Genomic DNA, 15,676 nt, shown 5'->3' with positions numbered 1-15,676 from the left:
CAAAATCCGAGAAACTTCAAACTTTCCTCCGTTAGCCGCTAAGAAAACAAGCGGGCGGTTACTTCACCGCGCCGCTTGTTACACCTGCGAAAATATATTTTTGAAGGAACATATAGAGAACAGCCGTAGGAATCATAATAATCAGGATCGCCGATGAGATCATCTGCCAGTCGCCGCTGTTGACGCCGAAGAAGCGCATAAGCGACGTCGATACGACGACATGCTCGGGCCGCGGCAAGTACAAGTACGGAATGAACATATCGTTGTAGATGCTGATCGTCTTCAAGATCACGATTGTTGCCGTCGCCGGAGCGAGCAGCGGGAAGATGATCGAGCGGAAGATGCGGAACAGCGACGCTCCCTCCAGCATGGCGCTCTCATCGAGCTCATAAGGTATGTTGCGGATGAATTGCAGGAAAATATAAATTTGCAAAATATCGGCGCCGACGTAAATCAGCACGGGTCCCATCAAGTTGTTCGTCAGATCGAGCGCTTGAATCGTCTTGTAGTTGACAACCTGCGTCGTAATCGACGGAATGATGGTTGCGAATAGAAACAGCCCCAAAATCGCGCCTTTGAACTTGAAGTTGAATCGTCCGACCGCATAGCAGAACGCCGAGCCGATCAATATATTAAGCACCAGCGTAACGCCGATAATAAGGATTGTATTGCCGAAGGCCGTCGTCATATCCGCAGACTTGAACGCCGCGCCGAAGTTGCTGAAGTTAAGGAAGCTGTCCGGCAAGGAGATGGACGACTTCGTCTGGAACTCTTCCTTCGTCTTGAATGCATTGACGATAATAATATAGGGCGGGAACAATATTGCAAAAGCGGCAATGACGAGCGATAAATATTTGACGCTATCCCAGACTCGGCTGGATCGCTGCATCCGTTATTCCCCCTTCCTATTCAGCAAGAAGCGCTGAATCGATAATACGATGACTACAAATAACAACAAGACTACACTCATTGCCGATGCCAAGCCGTAGTTGTTGAACTGGAATGCGGTCTCGATAATTTTCATGACGAATGTTTCGCTTGCTCCGGCCGGCCCGCCCTTCGTGAGTACGAAAGGTAGATCGAACACTTCCAAAGCTCCCGTAACGGTTAGGAACAAGTTCAGCTCGATAATTTTATAAATATTCGGCAGCGTAATGTGTACGAATTGCTTCCAGCCGTTCGCGCCGTCAATCGATGCGGCCTCGTATAAATCGCTAGGTATGGATTGAAGCGCCGCTAAATAAATAACCATATTGAAGCCCATGAACCGCCACAGGCCGATAGAAGCCAATGTATAGTTGACGAAAGAACCATTGCCTAGCCAGCTCGTTTCCGACAAAGCGCCGAAGCCCAGCTGTCCCAATAAGTAGTTAAGCGAGCCGTTCGTCGTATCGAAAACGTATCCGAACAAGTAAGCGACGGCAACGCCATTAAGGATGTACGGCAAGAATAGCAGCAGCCTGAAGAAGTTGCGCCCCTTCAGCTTGCTATTGAGAACGACCGCGAAATAAATGGCTAAGATGTTCTGTACGATACCGACGACGAAGTAAGCAAGGTTATGCTTGAACACGCCGAAGATGCTCGAATTGGAGAAAACCTCCTTATAGTTGTCCCAGCCGATCCATGTCCGATCCGGACTTAGGCCGTCCCAGCTCGTGAAGCTGATTCGGAACAGCTCCAGCGCCGGGTAATAAGCAAATGTCAGAAGCAGCAGCAGCGGCACCGACACGAACAGAAAGATGATAAGCTTCTTCTGCGTATTGAAAGAAAGCCTGCTCAACATGCGGTATCCCTTCCTTCCCGAAAGCGTAGGACGGATAATCCCTCAATCCGATCATCCGCCCCGCTCCTTTATCTAATGAATGACAATTACAGGCCCAAATCCTTCTTCGCTTTCGCCCAAGCCGCATTTACTTTGTCGAGTACCTTCTGAGGATCCTTCGTCAATACGAACTCTTGAACGGTTGCCGCTTGATCAAGCTGCGCTTTGTTCTGAATTTGCGTTGCCGCGTCCACAGGCTGCGCCGGCTCGAAATATTTCGGCGAGTAGGTGTTGAATTCCGCAAGCTGCGGCAATTTAGGTTCTTTGTCTTTGAGCGTCGGGATGAAGCCGGAGAAGTCGTCGTAGCCGGATTCTTCGATCATCCATTGCACGAACGCTTTAGCTGCTTGAACGTTTCCGTTTTTGTTAACCGCATAGAAGAAGTCCGGGTTAAGCGGGGCTTTCGCTACGCCGGTATTGTCGGACGGGAACGGGAAGAAGCCTATGTCCTCGGAAGCCGCGCCGTTCTCGATAACTTGGTTGATGACCCAGTTGCCGAGCAGGTACATGCCGAAGTCGCCCGAAGCGACGTCTTTCTTCGATTGCTCCCAGTTCGTCGAGTTGACGTCTTTCTCCAGGAAGCCTTTCTCGTACAGCTCGCGCAGGATGCCCCACGATTTGCCGTATGCGTTGTCAAGCGTATAAGGCGTCTCTGTTTCGGCGCGCTTGTTCTGATGTGCCGGCTCCTCGCCGATCAGCGTTGGAATGTCGTACACCCAAGTATCAAGCGGCCATTTGTCCTTGAAGTTGGAAGCGAGCGGCACGATGCCTGCATCTTTCAGCTTCTGAGCTGCCGCAAGGAACTCGTCATACGTTTTCGGAACCGCCGTGATGCCGGCTTTCTCGAATGCCTTCTTGTTGTACACGATGCCTACCGTCGAACCGCCGGAGGATACTCCGTACATTTTGCCTTCGTGCGCTTTCAAGTCTTTGAAGTAAATTTCGCCGGAGAACGGAATGTCGTCAAGCGGAGCGAAATAGTTCGCAAGCTCGTTGTTCGGAAGCGTCGGCGTGAAAACAACGTCCGGGAATTCGCCGGAAGCGATACGGATTTTAAGCGTTTTGTCATAGTCGAGGATCGCTTCGAACTTCAGGTCCACGCCAGGATATTTCTCTTCGAAACGTTTCTCGTAATCGACATACTCCTTATCGATCATATCCGTACGGTTCGTCAGGAAAACAACCTCGCCGATAATTTTCGATGCTTCCTCGCCCCCGCCGTTGCCCGGCTTGTTCGATGCCGCATTTTCGCTTGGCGTGTTAGTCGCTTTGTTTGTCTCATTGCCCGCATTGTTGCCGCCACAAGCAGCTAAAGTTGTTAGCATAATAGCAGAAACCATTGCTAACGATAAAACTTTCTTCATTCTCATTTCCCCCTGTTCATCGTTTGGTAACGCTTGCAAATTGAGTTTACCTTACTCGAAAGCGTTAGCAAATGGTTTGAAATGCGATTTATAGTCTTTAAATGACATCTTCAATTTTGTCGATCTTGTCTAACAATATTGAAATGCAACCGCTTCATTTTCATTTCGGGACCCTATTTTGACCTATTAATGAAGGTAAAATGAGGATTTTGCGTTTTTTCGATGAAGGCCTTGCCAAAACACCTATCTATCATGTTTACTTGTTATATAACAAACAAAATAATTATGATAACAAATCTATCAAACTACGAAGCGAGGCGATTACATTGACAACTTTGACCTCTTATATCGGCGGAATGACCTGGGGATGGACCGGCGTTCGCGGCACTTGGACCGGCGAGAAAGCCGATAAATCGATGGAGCTTATGGCAAGCCGTTTGAACGTGAACTGGACGGCCATTACGCTTGGCGCCATGCAAGATCATCCGCAAGCAACGGAAATCAGGTACACGGAAGAGCCTACCGTAACCGATGAGGAAGTGCGCTCCGCGATTCGCAAGGCGAAGGAGCTTGGTCTTCAAGTCGTATTGAAGCCCGTCGTCAACTGCGCGAACGGCACTTGGCGCGCTCATATCAACTTCTTCGACGTTGATGTTCCATGCGAGCCAAAGTGGTCGGAATGGTTCGCCTCCTACACCGCATTCATCGTTCATTATGCGCGTATTGCGGAGGAAACCGGCTGCGAGATGCTTTGCATCGGCTGCGAAATGGTTCAGACCGATCGCCGCGAACAAGAGTGGCGCAACCTGATCTCCGAGGTTCGCAAGGTATATTCCGGCATTATTACGTATAACTGCGATAAGTATCAGGAAGGCAATGTGAAATGGTGGGATGCCGTCGATATCATTTCCTCCAGCGGCTATTATCCGATTGACAATTGGGAGGAGCAGCTTGATCGTATCGAGCGCGTCGTTGCCGCGCATAACAAGCCCTTTTTCTTCATGGAAGCCGGCTGTCCGAGCCGCGAGGGCTCGCCTAATCTCCCGAACGATTGGGGTCTAGCGGGAGCGCCGAGCGAGGAAGCGCAGCGCAGCTTCTACGAAGCAATGTTCTCCGCCTGCGACAAGCGAGACTGGGTAGGCGGCTTTATGTTATGGGATTGGCCAGCAAGGCTATACGAAGAAAGCGACGCAAGCGCCAACGACGACTACTGCATGTTCGGCAAGCAAGCGGAGAGCACCGTCCGCGCGTATTACACTTTCAAAACGAATCAACCGGTGAAAGGGGCAGCAGGCAAATGAGCGACTGGAAACAACAATGGCTTCCTGCCATTGAAGCGGAGCTGAAGGAAAATATTCTCGGCTTCTGGATGAAGCATGCCATCGATGAGGAGAAAGGCGGCTTTTACGGCTACATTAGCCGCGACCTTGAAGTCGATTCCTCGGCAGATAAGAGCTCCGTGCTCAATACGCGCATTTTGTGGACATTCGCTTCCGCCTACCGCATCTACAAAGACGAGTCCTATTTGCGGATAGCCGAGCGGGCATATGCCTATGTAACCGAGCATTTCATCGACCGAGAATACGGCGGCTTATACTGGATGGTTGATGCGTCCGGCGCGCCATCGCAGCCTAAGAAGCAAATATACGGCCAAGCGTTCGCGATCTATGCGCTGTCCGAATATTACCGGGCGACCGGGCATGAGCCTGCGCTCGCCCATGCGATCGAGCTATTCCGGGCGCTTGAGCAGCACGGCTACGATCCGATCCATAAAGGCTATGTCGAGGCGCTATCCCGCGAATGGGAACAAACCGACGATCTGAGCCTTAGCAACAAAGACTTGAACGAGAAGAAATCGATGAACACCCATCTGCATGTGCTGGAAGGTTATACGAATCTGTACCGCGTATGGAGATCGGATGAGCTCGGAGCGAAGCTGAAGGAACTGATCGAGGTGACGATCAAGCATATTATCGATGCCGACAGCGCGCATTTCCTGCTCTTCTTCGATGAGGAATGGAACAGCAAGTCCGAGCATATCTCGTACGGGCATGACATCGAGGGCAGTTGGCTGCTCGTTGAAGCAGCCGAGGTGCTTGGCGAAGAGGCGCTGCTTGCCGAGTCGAAGGCTATTGCGCTTCGCATGGCGGAAGCTACTTTGAACGAAGGGGTCGACAAGGACGGCGGGCTATGGAATGAAGCGGACGAGCACGGTCTTATCGATACGGATAAAGACTGGTGGCCGCAAGCCGAGGCCGTCGTCGGCTTCTATAACGCATACCAAATGAGCGGCGACGCGAAGTACCGCGATGCTTCGCAGCGTTCTTGGCAATTCATCGAGAACTATATCGTCGACAAGCAGTTCGGCGAGTGGCATTGGAGCGTAACCGAGGACGGCAAGCCTAGCGACAATGTGCAGAAGATAAGCGCTTGGAAATGCCCTTACCATAACGGCAGAGCTTGCTTCGAAATGCTTGAGCGGCTGCAGCACGCTGCGCAATAAACGGCTTGCAAGGCGATAACGGTTAGCACGGACCTTCTGTGAACCAGTGCCGAGTCTCATTGTAATAACTGGATTTTCTACCGTTAATTTTAGCGCAATCATCTATCTAATGAGAATTGCAGTAGTTCCTCCCGTTAATTTGTTGCGATTATCCTAAAACGGACGAATAGTCTCGAATTAGCTGGATTTTTTCCAGTTATTTCTTATCATAAGTGATTTAGCTCGAAAATAGCTCCGTTTTTTCCAGTTAAAATAAACTGTTTCGAACTTTACAAACTGACATTCAAATAGATATGGAGGCCATTCTAATGTTGAATTTTGAACAACGCAAACAACTTCTTACGGAACGCTTCGAGGCTCTCGTTGGACGCAAGAACAGTCCGATCGAGCTCGGCAACGGCATTTTCGAGCGCTACGAACACCCTGTCCTGACCGCGGAGCACGCGCCGCTTCATTGGAAATACGACTTCAATCCGGAGACGAACCCTTACTTCATGGAACGTATCGGCGTGAACTGCGTGTTCAATCCGGGAGCGATCTCGTTGAACGGCAAGTTCTATCTTGTAGCACGCGTAGAGGGCAATGACCGCAAATCATTCTTTGCGATTGCGGAGAGCGACAGCGGCGTAGACGGTTTCCGCTTCTGGGATCATCCGATCCTGCTGCCCGAGACATCCGACCCGGACGTGAACGTCTACGATATGCGCCTCGTCCAGCATGAGGATGGCTGGATTTACGGCCTGTTCTGCACCGAGCGCAAAGACCCTAGCGCGCCAAGAGGCGATCTGTCGAGCGCCGTTGCCCAATGCGGCATTGCCAGAACGAAGGATTTGAAAACATGGGAGCGCCTTGCCGATCTGAAGACCGCTTCCAACCAACAGCGCAACGTCGTCCTTCACCCTGAATTCGTGGACGGCAAATACGCGTTCTACACGCGTCCGCAGGACGGCTTTATCGACACGGGATCCGGCGGCGGCATCGGTTGGGGCTTGTCCGATACGATCGAGAATGCCGTTATCGAGCGCGAGATCATTATCGACGAGCGCCACTACCATACGATCAAAGAAGTGAAGAACGGCCAAGGTCCCGCTCCGATCAAGACGGACAAAGGCTGGCTTCATATTGCACACGGCGTTCGCAACACGGCTGCAGGCCTTCGCTACGTCATCTATGCGTTCCTGTCCGAGCTTAACGATCCTAGCAAAGTGACGCACCGTCCAGGCGGGCATCTGATCGCGCCGGAAGGCATCGAGCGCGTTGGCGACGTATCCAACGTAACCTTCTGCAACGGCGTTATCGCGCAGGACAACGGCGATGTATATATCTACTACGCATCCTCCGATACGCGCTGCCATGTCGCGCAGACAACGGTAGAAAGACTGCTCGATTATGTCATCAACACGCCGGAAGATCCGCTCCGCTCGTACGCTTGCGTAGAGCAGCGCGCCCAACTGATCGACCGTAATTTGCAGCTTGCATCGAAGTAATCATCGTTCATTCCAACGGCCTATTCCGCTGAAGCCAGCGGGGTAGGCTGTTTTTTCGCCTCAGCATTATTGCTCTCCGCCTCCTCCCCCAGACGTAGATTTTTTTGTTCCACAGCCCGATTGCCAATTCATTCCACAACATAAATAATGGATCATAGACAAAAGAATGATTTGATATTACCCGCGACGTATCATGCGTGTTCATTTCAGGTCCGGAGGAGGAGTCCAATTGACAACGCAAGAGCAAGCGTCTGAAGAAGATAAGCCTTTATTAGTCTTACTCCGAATGCTGCGCTGGGCAAGAACCTATTGGTTAGCCTATTTAGGCATCATTTTCTTCGTGATTATTGCATCGCTGCTTCCCGTCGGCTGGGCTGAAGCGATGCGGCAATTGTTCGATGCGACCTCGCAGCTTAATATGGACGGATTGTTTCAAGCATCCATCTGGTTTGGCTCGCTGTTCGTCGTCGAGGTTGCCGTTTCATTCCTGCAAGCGCTGCTTAACCAAAGACTAAGCAACCGCACCACGCTCGATATGCAGCGCGGGCTGCTTGGCGGTCTATTCGCGATGAAGCTTTCCCGTTACATGAAATGGCATACCGGCGATAAGCTTCAGCGGATCAATAGCTCTGCGCCCACTGCCCAAGAAGGAATCAACAAGCGCATACCCGAGCTCGTTCACAATGGTCTCTCTATTCTGTTTCTGTTCGTCTACTTGACTATATTGTCTTGGGAGCTAATGGCCGGAGCCATCGTCGTTGCCTTGCTTCTTCCGCTGCTTAGCAATATGCTGGCGAAGCCGATACGCAAGTGGCAGGACAAGACGAATGAGGGGCATGGTAAGCGCGACGCCATGCTGCTGGATCAGTTGCAAGGCGCGGAGGTCGTCCGCAGCTACGGGCTGCGCTCCTCCTTCAACAAGGCATGGAGAGACACGGTCGAGATGACGAGACATCGTTGGCTGCGAACCGAGCTGCTGCGCGCGGTGAACGGTTGGGCCGTCTTTATCGGCTTCTGGCTCGGTCAAGTCTATATATTCTGCATGGGAGCCTCGATGGCCGTTAACGGTAGTCTTGCCGTCGGCGCCATTGCCGCCTTCATGCTATCGTACGAAAGGCTCGTCTTCCCGCTCGCGCACCTGATCCAGATCTGGTCCTCCGTCTCCGATTCCATCGCGCATGCGAAGCGAGTCTACGAAATGATCGATCCCTCTGAGTCTTCGCCCGCCAAGGTGTCCGGTACGAATTCAGATGCATTGCCGAAGCATGGCGATATTATACTCGACCAAATCTCTTGCACCTACAACGATCAAGACCCCATACTGAATCGGCTCTCGCTCACGATACGGCAAGGCCGAGTTACAGCTATCGTCGGACCAAGCGGCAGCGGCAAGAGCACATTAATCAAGCTTATTCTCGGCCTCCATCCCCCTTCCTCGGGTACGATTCGCTATGGAAATCATGACCTGAGCGAACATAACGTAGAGGCTTGGAGACGGCTAACCGCTTATGTCCCTCAAGATGCAGCGCTGTTCGATGCGACGGTCATCGATAATATTCGCATCGGCCGACTGGACGCTACGGACGAGGAGGTTGCCGAAGCTGCCATTCATGCCAACGCTCATTCCTTTATCGAGGCGCTTCCCGAAGGTTATGCGACGCGTCTAGGGGAAAGAGGGCTGCGTCTTTCTGGCGGCGAGCGGCAAAGGCTGGCATTGGCTAGAGCCTACTTACGCAATCCTCGCTTTTTGCTTCTGGATGAGCCTACCTCCGCGTTGGACGGCATTAACGAACGTCTGATGCAGGACGCGCTTCAAAGCGTAATGCAAGGACGGACCGTACTCGTAGCGGCACATCGGCTATCCACCGTCGAAGACGCGGATTGCATCGTCTATATGGAAAACGGCTGCGTCATCGAAAGCGGAACGCATGAGCAATTGCTGCAGCAAGAAGGCAAATATGCCGCGCTTGTCAAAGCCGGAGACTGGTCCGACCTGCGAGAGGAGAGTATGGCCTGATGCATTCACCAATCCCACCCAGTCCGTCGCCAACGTTGAGGCAGCTTACCGCCATGCTTTGGAAGAAGCTGGGCAAGGGGCGCGTCCTATTCGGAGCCTCCGTCATCCTCAGTCTTGGCGAAACGGTCGTTATGCTGCTCGTTCCTCTACTGATGGAAATGTACTTTAACCGGCTGGAGCTTGGACAGCTGCCCTATATCTATAATCTGATGCTCATCTCTACGGTTATCGTTATCGTTCTACTTGGGCTTACCATTCTCGGATTCTATTATAAGCAAAAAAGTATGAGCGCCCTTCAACGCGACGTTAGTTTGGAGCTTGCCGACGAAGCTCAGCGGCTGCCGCTGCAAAAAGCTACGGCATCGCACTCCGCTGACCTTGCCCAGCGGATATGGGCCGACGGCGACAAATCGAGTTGGATTCTGTCGACTTTATTCCACGGCATTGGAAGTCAAGCAATCATGCTCGTTCTGGCCGCGATTTATATGTTATGGCTGCAATGGGAGATTGCCTTGGGGTTATTCGTTCTTATGCCTCTCGGCATTCTCGGAAGTCACCTGCTGCGGAGAAAACTTGGCGTCATCGGTCTTGCGGTTGCCGATCAGGAAGCCGCAGTCCGGCAATGCCAGCAGGACGCGCTTCAAGGGATGGAAACGCTGCGCGCGTTCGGAGCCGAAGGCTGGATGATGGATCGCTTCGTCGTGGAACGACACAAACTGAACGGGCTGTATATGCAGCGCATGTGGTGGAATGAGCTCGTGAACGGACTTACCGTCTCGCTCTCCTTGCTTATTACGTGGGGCTCTGTGCTAGCTGTTGCCTGGCTGGCTGTTCAAGGTAAACTGCAGATCGGCGCTTTAATGGCCTTTTTCGTTCTCGTCTGGCGGATCTATAATCCGCTTGTCAATATCGGCAGAATGTGGGGCGAGGTGCAGCAGAACTTAGGCCAGACCGCGCGTATATCCGCTTTATGGAGAGCGAAGAAGGAGCCTAACAATTTTAGCCCGACGCTCAATCATGCCGCCGATAGCTTAAGCGGTATAGAACAGCAGCATAGCATACGGTGGAGCAACGTTTCATTCGGCTACGACGAGCATGCCGGCATACAGAACGATCAGGCAAACGATGTAAATGCCAGCAAGTCCGAAGCGAACCGGCTTTTGCTTCAGCAATTCAGCCTGGAGCTTCGCCCTGGCTCATTCACGGCAATCGTAGGACCTAGCGGATCTGGCAAGTCGACCGCAGCCAAGCTTGGTGCAGGACTGCTGCTTCCGGATGAAGGCGAAGTAAGCATCTGCGGATCGAATCCGAATTACAATGCCGAATACGCGAGACAATTCGTCGCCTATGTGCCGCAATCGCCTTATCTGTTCGCGGGTACGATCCGCGACAACCTGCTCTTCGGCAAGCCTGATGCATCCGAAGCGGAGCTCGTTGACGCAGCTAAGGCGGCTGCTGCCCATGCTTTCATCGAGGCGCTGCCACACGGCTACGACACCCCGTTGAAGGAGCATGGCAGCTCGCTGAGCGGCGGCCAGAAGCAGCGGCTGGCTATCGCACGCGCCATGCTCTCCGGGCGGCCGATCTGGATATTCGACGAGGCGACCTCGGCGCTCGACACGGACACGGAGCGTTTCGTCATGGAGAGCGTTCGTGAGCGTACTCTTATGCATGGAAGCACGCTGCTCGTCATCGCGCATCGTCTGACGACCGTGCAGGACGCGGACGCCATTATCGTCATGGAGAACGGCCTCATCGCCGAGCAAGGCACTCACGAGCTATTGCTCCAGCGTCCGGAGGGTCTGTATCGCAAGCTTTGGAATAAAAATTAACGAGTGTTAATTTATTGAGCGAGAACGCGGGTGCTCCGATAGAATAGACTCGAGTAATTTTTTTACGGTGGGATGGGAGGATGCAATTAGCTGCGATTGATCCTCGCAGCTCTCAATCACTTCCCCTTTCTCCATTACAACCAGAGAATTGGATAAGGAGCAAGCCGCTTTCACATCATGAGTAATAAATAAATAAGAAAGTCCGAACGATGTTTTTAATTCATCCAATAGATGCAAAACATGCGTTTGATTCACCATGTCCAAACTGCTTACCGCCTCGTCTAACACGATCAGCTTCGGTTTCAAGGCGATTGCTCTCGCAATATTGATTCTTTGCAGCTGTCCTCCGCTAAATTGATGCGGATACTTACCCCTATCCTCCGGGCTTAGCCCGACGGATTCCAGCAGCATGCTTATCGAGCGCCTGTGCTCATTCGGGGATAGTCTCTCATAGTTTTGGAGCGGCTCCCCGATAATTTGCTCCGCGTTCATTCTCGGGTTTACGGAAGAATAGCAATCTTGAAACACCGCTTGAAGATCGCGGCGAAGCCGCCTGCGTGTAGATGGATTCGTCTCGTAGAGATCCACTCCTTGAAATAGAATCTGACCCTTCCGCGGTTTTTCCAGACCCAGGATGACCTTGCCCAGCGTGCTCTTGCCTGCTCCGCTCGTTCCAAGAAGCCCCAGGCACTCCCCTTGTTCGATCGAAAGGGAAACATCGGAGAGCACAGTCTTCTGCCGGCCCGCTCGCCAAAAGCGATTGGTTGCCCCATAGGAATGAGTGACATTATTTACTTGAAGTAAGCTCATACGGCTCGCCCCCTGATTTTGGACATTAGTAGGATAAGCAGCAGAGCTGCAGCTCCGATGGCGATGCAGCCGGAAAACATCGTTTCGTACGAATACGTGCTGGCTACGAGGCTCAGCGCCCAAATGCCTACGGCTGTTCCGAAGTCGGCGGCGGCAATAAACAGTCCGATTCCTCTGCCTCTAAACCGTTCCGGCACGATAAACGATACATAAGTGAGCAGCGTCGGATATAGCATCGATAACGCAATCCCGTTGCAAACGGCGGCTAGTAGGACAACAGGCAGCGATTCAGCCATCCGGACCAATCCGACCGCGGCCGTCATGAGGAATATAAGCATAACGACCAACCTAAAAGGGAATCGCCCGCCCGTCGGGATCATTTTTCTTCCGAAGAAGCGCAATAAGATAAGTACGACGGTTTCGGTCAGAAAATACAAGCCGGCAAACGGCAGCCCTCGCTTCTGCAAATAAAGCGGAAGAAAGGCAGCCACCGTCCCAATGATTGCGGAAGCCAGAAGCATGATTGCGGAAGGAAGCAGCAGCTTCCCGTCCTTCCACCCTTTATAGGCATCAAGGCTGCTGCGGAGGTTGTCCGTTTGCAAACTTTCCTTTTTGCGAAGCTCAGGCAATCCGAGATTCATACCGATGAGGAGCGTCGTCAAGCCGATCGGAATCAGGGCCATAAAAAGGTACGGCATAGGCACTCTATCCACAAAATACAAAGCGAGAAAAGGGCCATAGGTGTAAGGCAGCATGGACGAAAGCGAGAACAGGGACAGGCCTTGCCCCCGGGCTTTATCGGATAACACTTCAATGATCATAAGATGCGCTACCATGGAAAAGAAGGAGAGGATCACACCTTGAACAATTCGGAGCAGAGCGAAAACCCACAGTGATTGAAACAGGTACATGGCTATGACAACCGCATTTAATAGGAGCGCCGCGGTAAAGATCCGTTTTGTTCCAAGCTTGTCGACGATTTTACCGGCGACAGGCCGTAAAAACATCGAGGTAAACATGTAGGCGCCCATAATGAGACCGATTTGCGACGGGCTTGCTCCCAGCTTGTTCGAGCTTAGCGGCAGCAAAATCAGCAGAACATGGCTGGTCGTATAAAATAATGCCGCTACGAGGTAAATCCGTATCGCTTTCGGCCCAAAGGGACGGTCCTGCAAAACCGTCTCCGGCGGTTTCGTGACATTCATGACATGACGAACTCCTTAGACGGCTTGTTGTCCTGCAAGGCGGGTCTGGCACTTAGCAGTTTTTTCGTATATTCATGCTGCGGATGATCGAACAGCCGGTAGACATCCGCTTGTTCAACGATCCGGCCGTGCCTCATAACGGCAACCTCGTCAGCCATTTCCGCTATTACCCCTAAATCATGGGATATCAACAGAATGGACGTACCGTATTCCGAACGTATGCGCTCCAGCTGCCGAAGAACCTGCAATTGGTTCGTCGCATCCAGCGCGGTCGTCGGCTCATCGGCAATAATGACGGATGGCCGAAGGCATATGGCAACGGCAATCATAACCCGCTGCAGCATTCCCCCGCTCAGTTGAAACGGATACAGCTTCATGAGCCCTGCGGGTTCTGGTAAATTCACATCGTGCATAGTGGTTACCGCCAGCTCGAACGCTTGTTTTTTGGTCAGCGCGGTATGAATGCGGATCGTTTCAATGAATTGATCGCCGATCTTAATGACCGGAGTGAAAGCATTCATCGGATTTTGCATAATGAGGGCGATCTCTTTCCCGCGAATGCTCCGCATCTTATCCGCTTTCAGCCCGTTCAACTCGCGGCCATTTAAGCGTATGCTGCCTGCCATGTCAATCGTTTTGCGGTCCAGAAGCTGCAGCAGGGACAGACTGGTTATCGTTTTGCCGCTGCCGCTTTCTCCGACAATGCCAAGCACGCGGCCGGGTTTCAGCTCAAAACTAATATCCTGTATCAACGGAACCGTTCCTTGAGCCGTTCTAACCTTCACATGCAGGCCGCTCACCTGCAATACATGGCGCGGATCTATTATCAATGGCCTCATTCCTTTTCAATAGCGTCGTTTTACGCCAAACCGTTCCGATAATGCCTCGCCCAATACATTGAATGTAATGACAACGATAAGAATCATGATTCCCGGATACAGCATTAATTCGGGATTGCTCCGAATATAGGATTTTCCTTCGTGGATCATGGAGCCCCACTCCGGCGACGGCGGCTGAATGCCGAGTCCGAGAAAAGACATGGCGGCGATATCCATGATCGCCCAGCCTATTTCCAGCGTTCCCATTACGATGATCGGAGGAAGCACGTTAGGGATGATATGCCGTCTGATGATCGTCCAATGCGATGATCCGCTTATTCTGGCGGCCGTGATAAAGTTCCGCTCTTTCAAACTGAGAACCATGCCGCGGAACATACGGGCATAATACACCCACTGCACCATCACCATAGCCAAAACGACTTGCGGGAGTCCAGGCCCGAGTAGTCCGACAAGTCCCAGAACAAGTACGAGAGTCGGAAATGCCATCACCCCTTCGCAGAACCGCATCAGTACAAGATCGATTGCGCCGCCTTTATAACCGGAAAAAGTACCGATCAGCAAGCCGATCAATAACGAGGAGATGAATATCAAGGACGCAAAGCCTAAAGAAACTTGCGCGCCGTGTAAGAGACGAGACAGATTGCAGCGTCCCAAATGGTCGTTTCCGAGCGGATAATCCCATGTTGGGGACTGCAGCTTTAGCGCCAAATTCACCTCAACCGGGTCGTGTGGAGAAATCCACGGAGCTAAGATGGCAATTGAAAAAAGAACGAATAAAATGACCGAGCATACCGCTGCGGTTTTCTGACTTCTAAGGCCGGTCCGTATGCTCGCGATCAATGGTCGGTACTTCCTTTCCAGGAAATTCGGGGATCCATAAACATTTGCAACAGATCCACGATCAGGTTGCACACGATAAACAGACAAGCGGCGAGGAACACATAGCTTTGGATGACCGGTATATCCCGGTTAAAGATCGCTTCGATAAAGTAACGACCGAAGCCCGGCCATGAAAAAACCTCCTCGACAATGATCGTACCCGCAAGCAATTTGCCCATATTCATCCCGAGACCGGTGAGCATCGGCGAAATCGCGATCTTCAGTACATGCTTGCTCATAATGAGCTTCTCTTTAATGCCTCTCGTTCTGGCGTATAACACATACGGCTCCTGTAATTGTTCCAGAACGCTTGCACGCAGCAGCCGGGAGTAAATGGCGATCAGCCCCAAAGCGAGCGTAATCGACGGAAGGACGAGATGCGCCAAAGACCCCCTTCCTTGCACAGGAAACAGATCGAGCTTGACGGAAAAGAAATAAATCAATAAATATCCAAGCCAAAACTGCGGTATGGAAGCGCCAAAATAAGCGAGCAGCCGGCTCAGATGATCGAACACGCTGTTTTTGTACAACGCCGCCAAGAACCCGATTGGCACGCTGATAAATACGGCAAGACAAATGCTGCTGAAGGCAAGTTGGATCGTTGCCGGCATCCGGAGAGCGACTTCCTGCCAAACCGGTTCATTAGAAACATAAGATGTGCCGAAATCAAGCCGGCACATCTTCATTAGGGTTTGGGTATATTGAACAATCAGCGGCCGGTCCAAGCCGAATTCATGTCTCTTCTGAGCGAGCAGCTCGTCGGTCGGTTGGATATGCGCCGCAGTCAAATAAGCTTCTGCGGGGTCGACCGGCGAAACATGGATCAGTAAAAACGTAAGCAGCGTGGCAAAAAGAAAAATAGGTATGACGGCTAGAAGCCGTTTCCCGATATAGCTGCCCATGTTAAGCCTCCCTCGG

General features: G+C 51.9%; 13 protein-coding genes. 5 read left to right on the top strand and 8 right to left on the bottom strand.

Going from position 1 to position 15,676, the window contains the following annotated elements; genetic code table 11:
• Positions 1-58 precede the first annotated feature (58 nt).
• The 3 genes from J2T14_RS12635 to J2T14_RS12625 all read right to left on the bottom strand — a co-directional run bounded on the left by J2T14_RS12635 (position 59) and on the right by J2T14_RS12625 (position 3,186).
• Positions 59-889 (bottom strand): carbohydrate ABC transporter permease, encoded by an 831-nt coding sequence (locus J2T14_RS12635; RefSeq protein WP_307471259.1) that lies wholly within the window; start codon positions 887-889, stop codon positions 59-61.
• A 3-nt stretch (positions 890-892) separates the two neighbouring features.
• Positions 893-1,783 carry a carbohydrate ABC transporter permease gene (locus tag J2T14_RS12630; RefSeq protein WP_307471257.1) on the bottom strand — a complete coding sequence of 297 codons (891 nt, stop codon included), beginning with the start codon at positions 1,781-1,783 and terminating at the stop codon, positions 893-895.
• Positions 1,784-1,869: 86 nt separating this feature from the next.
• Positions 1,870-3,186, bottom strand: coding sequence for an ABC transporter substrate-binding protein (locus tag J2T14_RS12625; protein WP_307471255.1), 1,317 nt, complete (start codon positions 3,184-3,186; stop codon positions 1,870-1,872).
• Between the two features lie 356 nt (positions 3,187-3,542).
• Between J2T14_RS12625 and J2T14_RS12620 the strand changes: the two genes are divergently transcribed.
• The 5 genes from J2T14_RS12620 (at position 3,543) to J2T14_RS12600 (ending at position 11,025) form a co-directional block, all read left to right on the top strand.
• Complete coding sequence (locus J2T14_RS12620) at positions 3,543-4,487, top strand: glycoside hydrolase family 113 (RefSeq protein WP_307471944.1); 945 nt, start codon at positions 3,543-3,545, stop codon at positions 4,485-4,487.
• Entirely contained in the window at positions 4,484-5,689 is a 1,206-nt protein-coding gene (locus tag J2T14_RS12615) for an AGE family epimerase/isomerase (RefSeq protein ID WP_307471253.1), read from the top strand. The genes J2T14_RS12620 and J2T14_RS12615 overlap by 4 nt, the downstream gene beginning before the upstream one ends.
• A gap of 308 nt (positions 5,690-5,997) precedes the next feature.
• Entirely contained in the window at positions 5,998-7,176 is a 1,179-nt protein-coding gene (locus tag J2T14_RS12610) for a glycoside hydrolase family 130 protein (protein ID WP_307471251.1), read from the top strand.
• Between the two features lie 229 nt (positions 7,177-7,405).
• Complete coding sequence (locus tag J2T14_RS12605) at positions 7,406-9,193, top strand: ABC transporter ATP-binding protein (RefSeq protein ID WP_307471250.1); 1,788 nt, start codon at positions 7,406-7,408, stop codon at positions 9,191-9,193.
• Complete coding sequence (locus tag J2T14_RS12600; RefSeq protein WP_307471248.1) at positions 9,193-11,025, top strand: ABC transporter ATP-binding protein; 1,833 nt, start codon at positions 9,193-9,195, stop codon at positions 11,023-11,025. Before J2T14_RS12605 ends, J2T14_RS12600 begins: the two co-directional genes overlap by 1 nt.
• Positions 11,026-11,031: 6 nt before the next feature.
• On the opposite strand, the gene nikE is transcribed toward J2T14_RS12600, so the two are convergent.
• The 5 genes from nikE to nikB are packed head-to-tail and all read right to left on the bottom strand — an operon-like array spanning position 11,032 to position 15,660.
• On the bottom strand, positions 11,032-11,835 hold the full coding sequence (gene nikE, locus J2T14_RS12595; protein ID WP_307471245.1) for a nickel import ATP-binding protein NikE: 804 nt from the start codon (positions 11,833-11,835) through the stop codon (positions 11,032-11,034).
• Positions 11,832-13,040: a staphylopine family metallophore export MFS transporter CntE gene (cntE, locus tag J2T14_RS12590; protein ID WP_307471243.1), complete on the bottom strand. Its 1,209-nt coding sequence runs from the start codon at positions 13,038-13,040 to the stop codon at positions 11,832-11,834. The genes nikE and cntE overlap by 4 nt, the downstream gene beginning before the upstream one ends.
• The gene (gene nikD / locus J2T14_RS12585; protein WP_307471241.1) at positions 13,037-13,870 is read right to left on the bottom strand and encodes a nickel import ATP-binding protein NikD; all 834 of its coding nucleotides are present in this window, start codon (positions 13,868-13,870) and stop codon (positions 13,037-13,039) included. The genes cntE and nikD overlap by 4 nt, the downstream gene beginning before the upstream one ends.
• A 15-nt stretch (positions 13,871-13,885) precedes the next feature.
• A complete protein-coding gene (gene nikC, locus J2T14_RS12580) occupies positions 13,886-14,719 on the bottom strand; it encodes a nickel ABC transporter permease subunit NikC (RefSeq protein WP_307471239.1) in 834 nt (277 codons plus the stop codon).
• Positions 14,716-15,660: a nickel ABC transporter permease subunit NikB gene (nikB, locus tag J2T14_RS12575; RefSeq protein WP_307471237.1), complete on the bottom strand. Its 945-nt coding sequence runs from the start codon at positions 15,658-15,660 to the stop codon at positions 14,716-14,718. Before nikB ends, nikC begins: the two co-directional genes overlap by 4 nt.
• Positions 15,661-15,676 lie beyond the last annotated feature (16 nt).

Origin of the sequence: Paenibacillus harenae, assembly GCF_030812415.1 — a bacterium.
GTDB classification, from domain to species: Bacteria; Bacillota; Bacilli; order Paenibacillales; family Paenibacillaceae; genus Pristimantibacillus; species Pristimantibacillus harenae_A.
The sequence above is the reverse complement of the archived record's forward strand: the minus strand, read 5'-3'. Positions and strand labels throughout refer to the sequence as shown.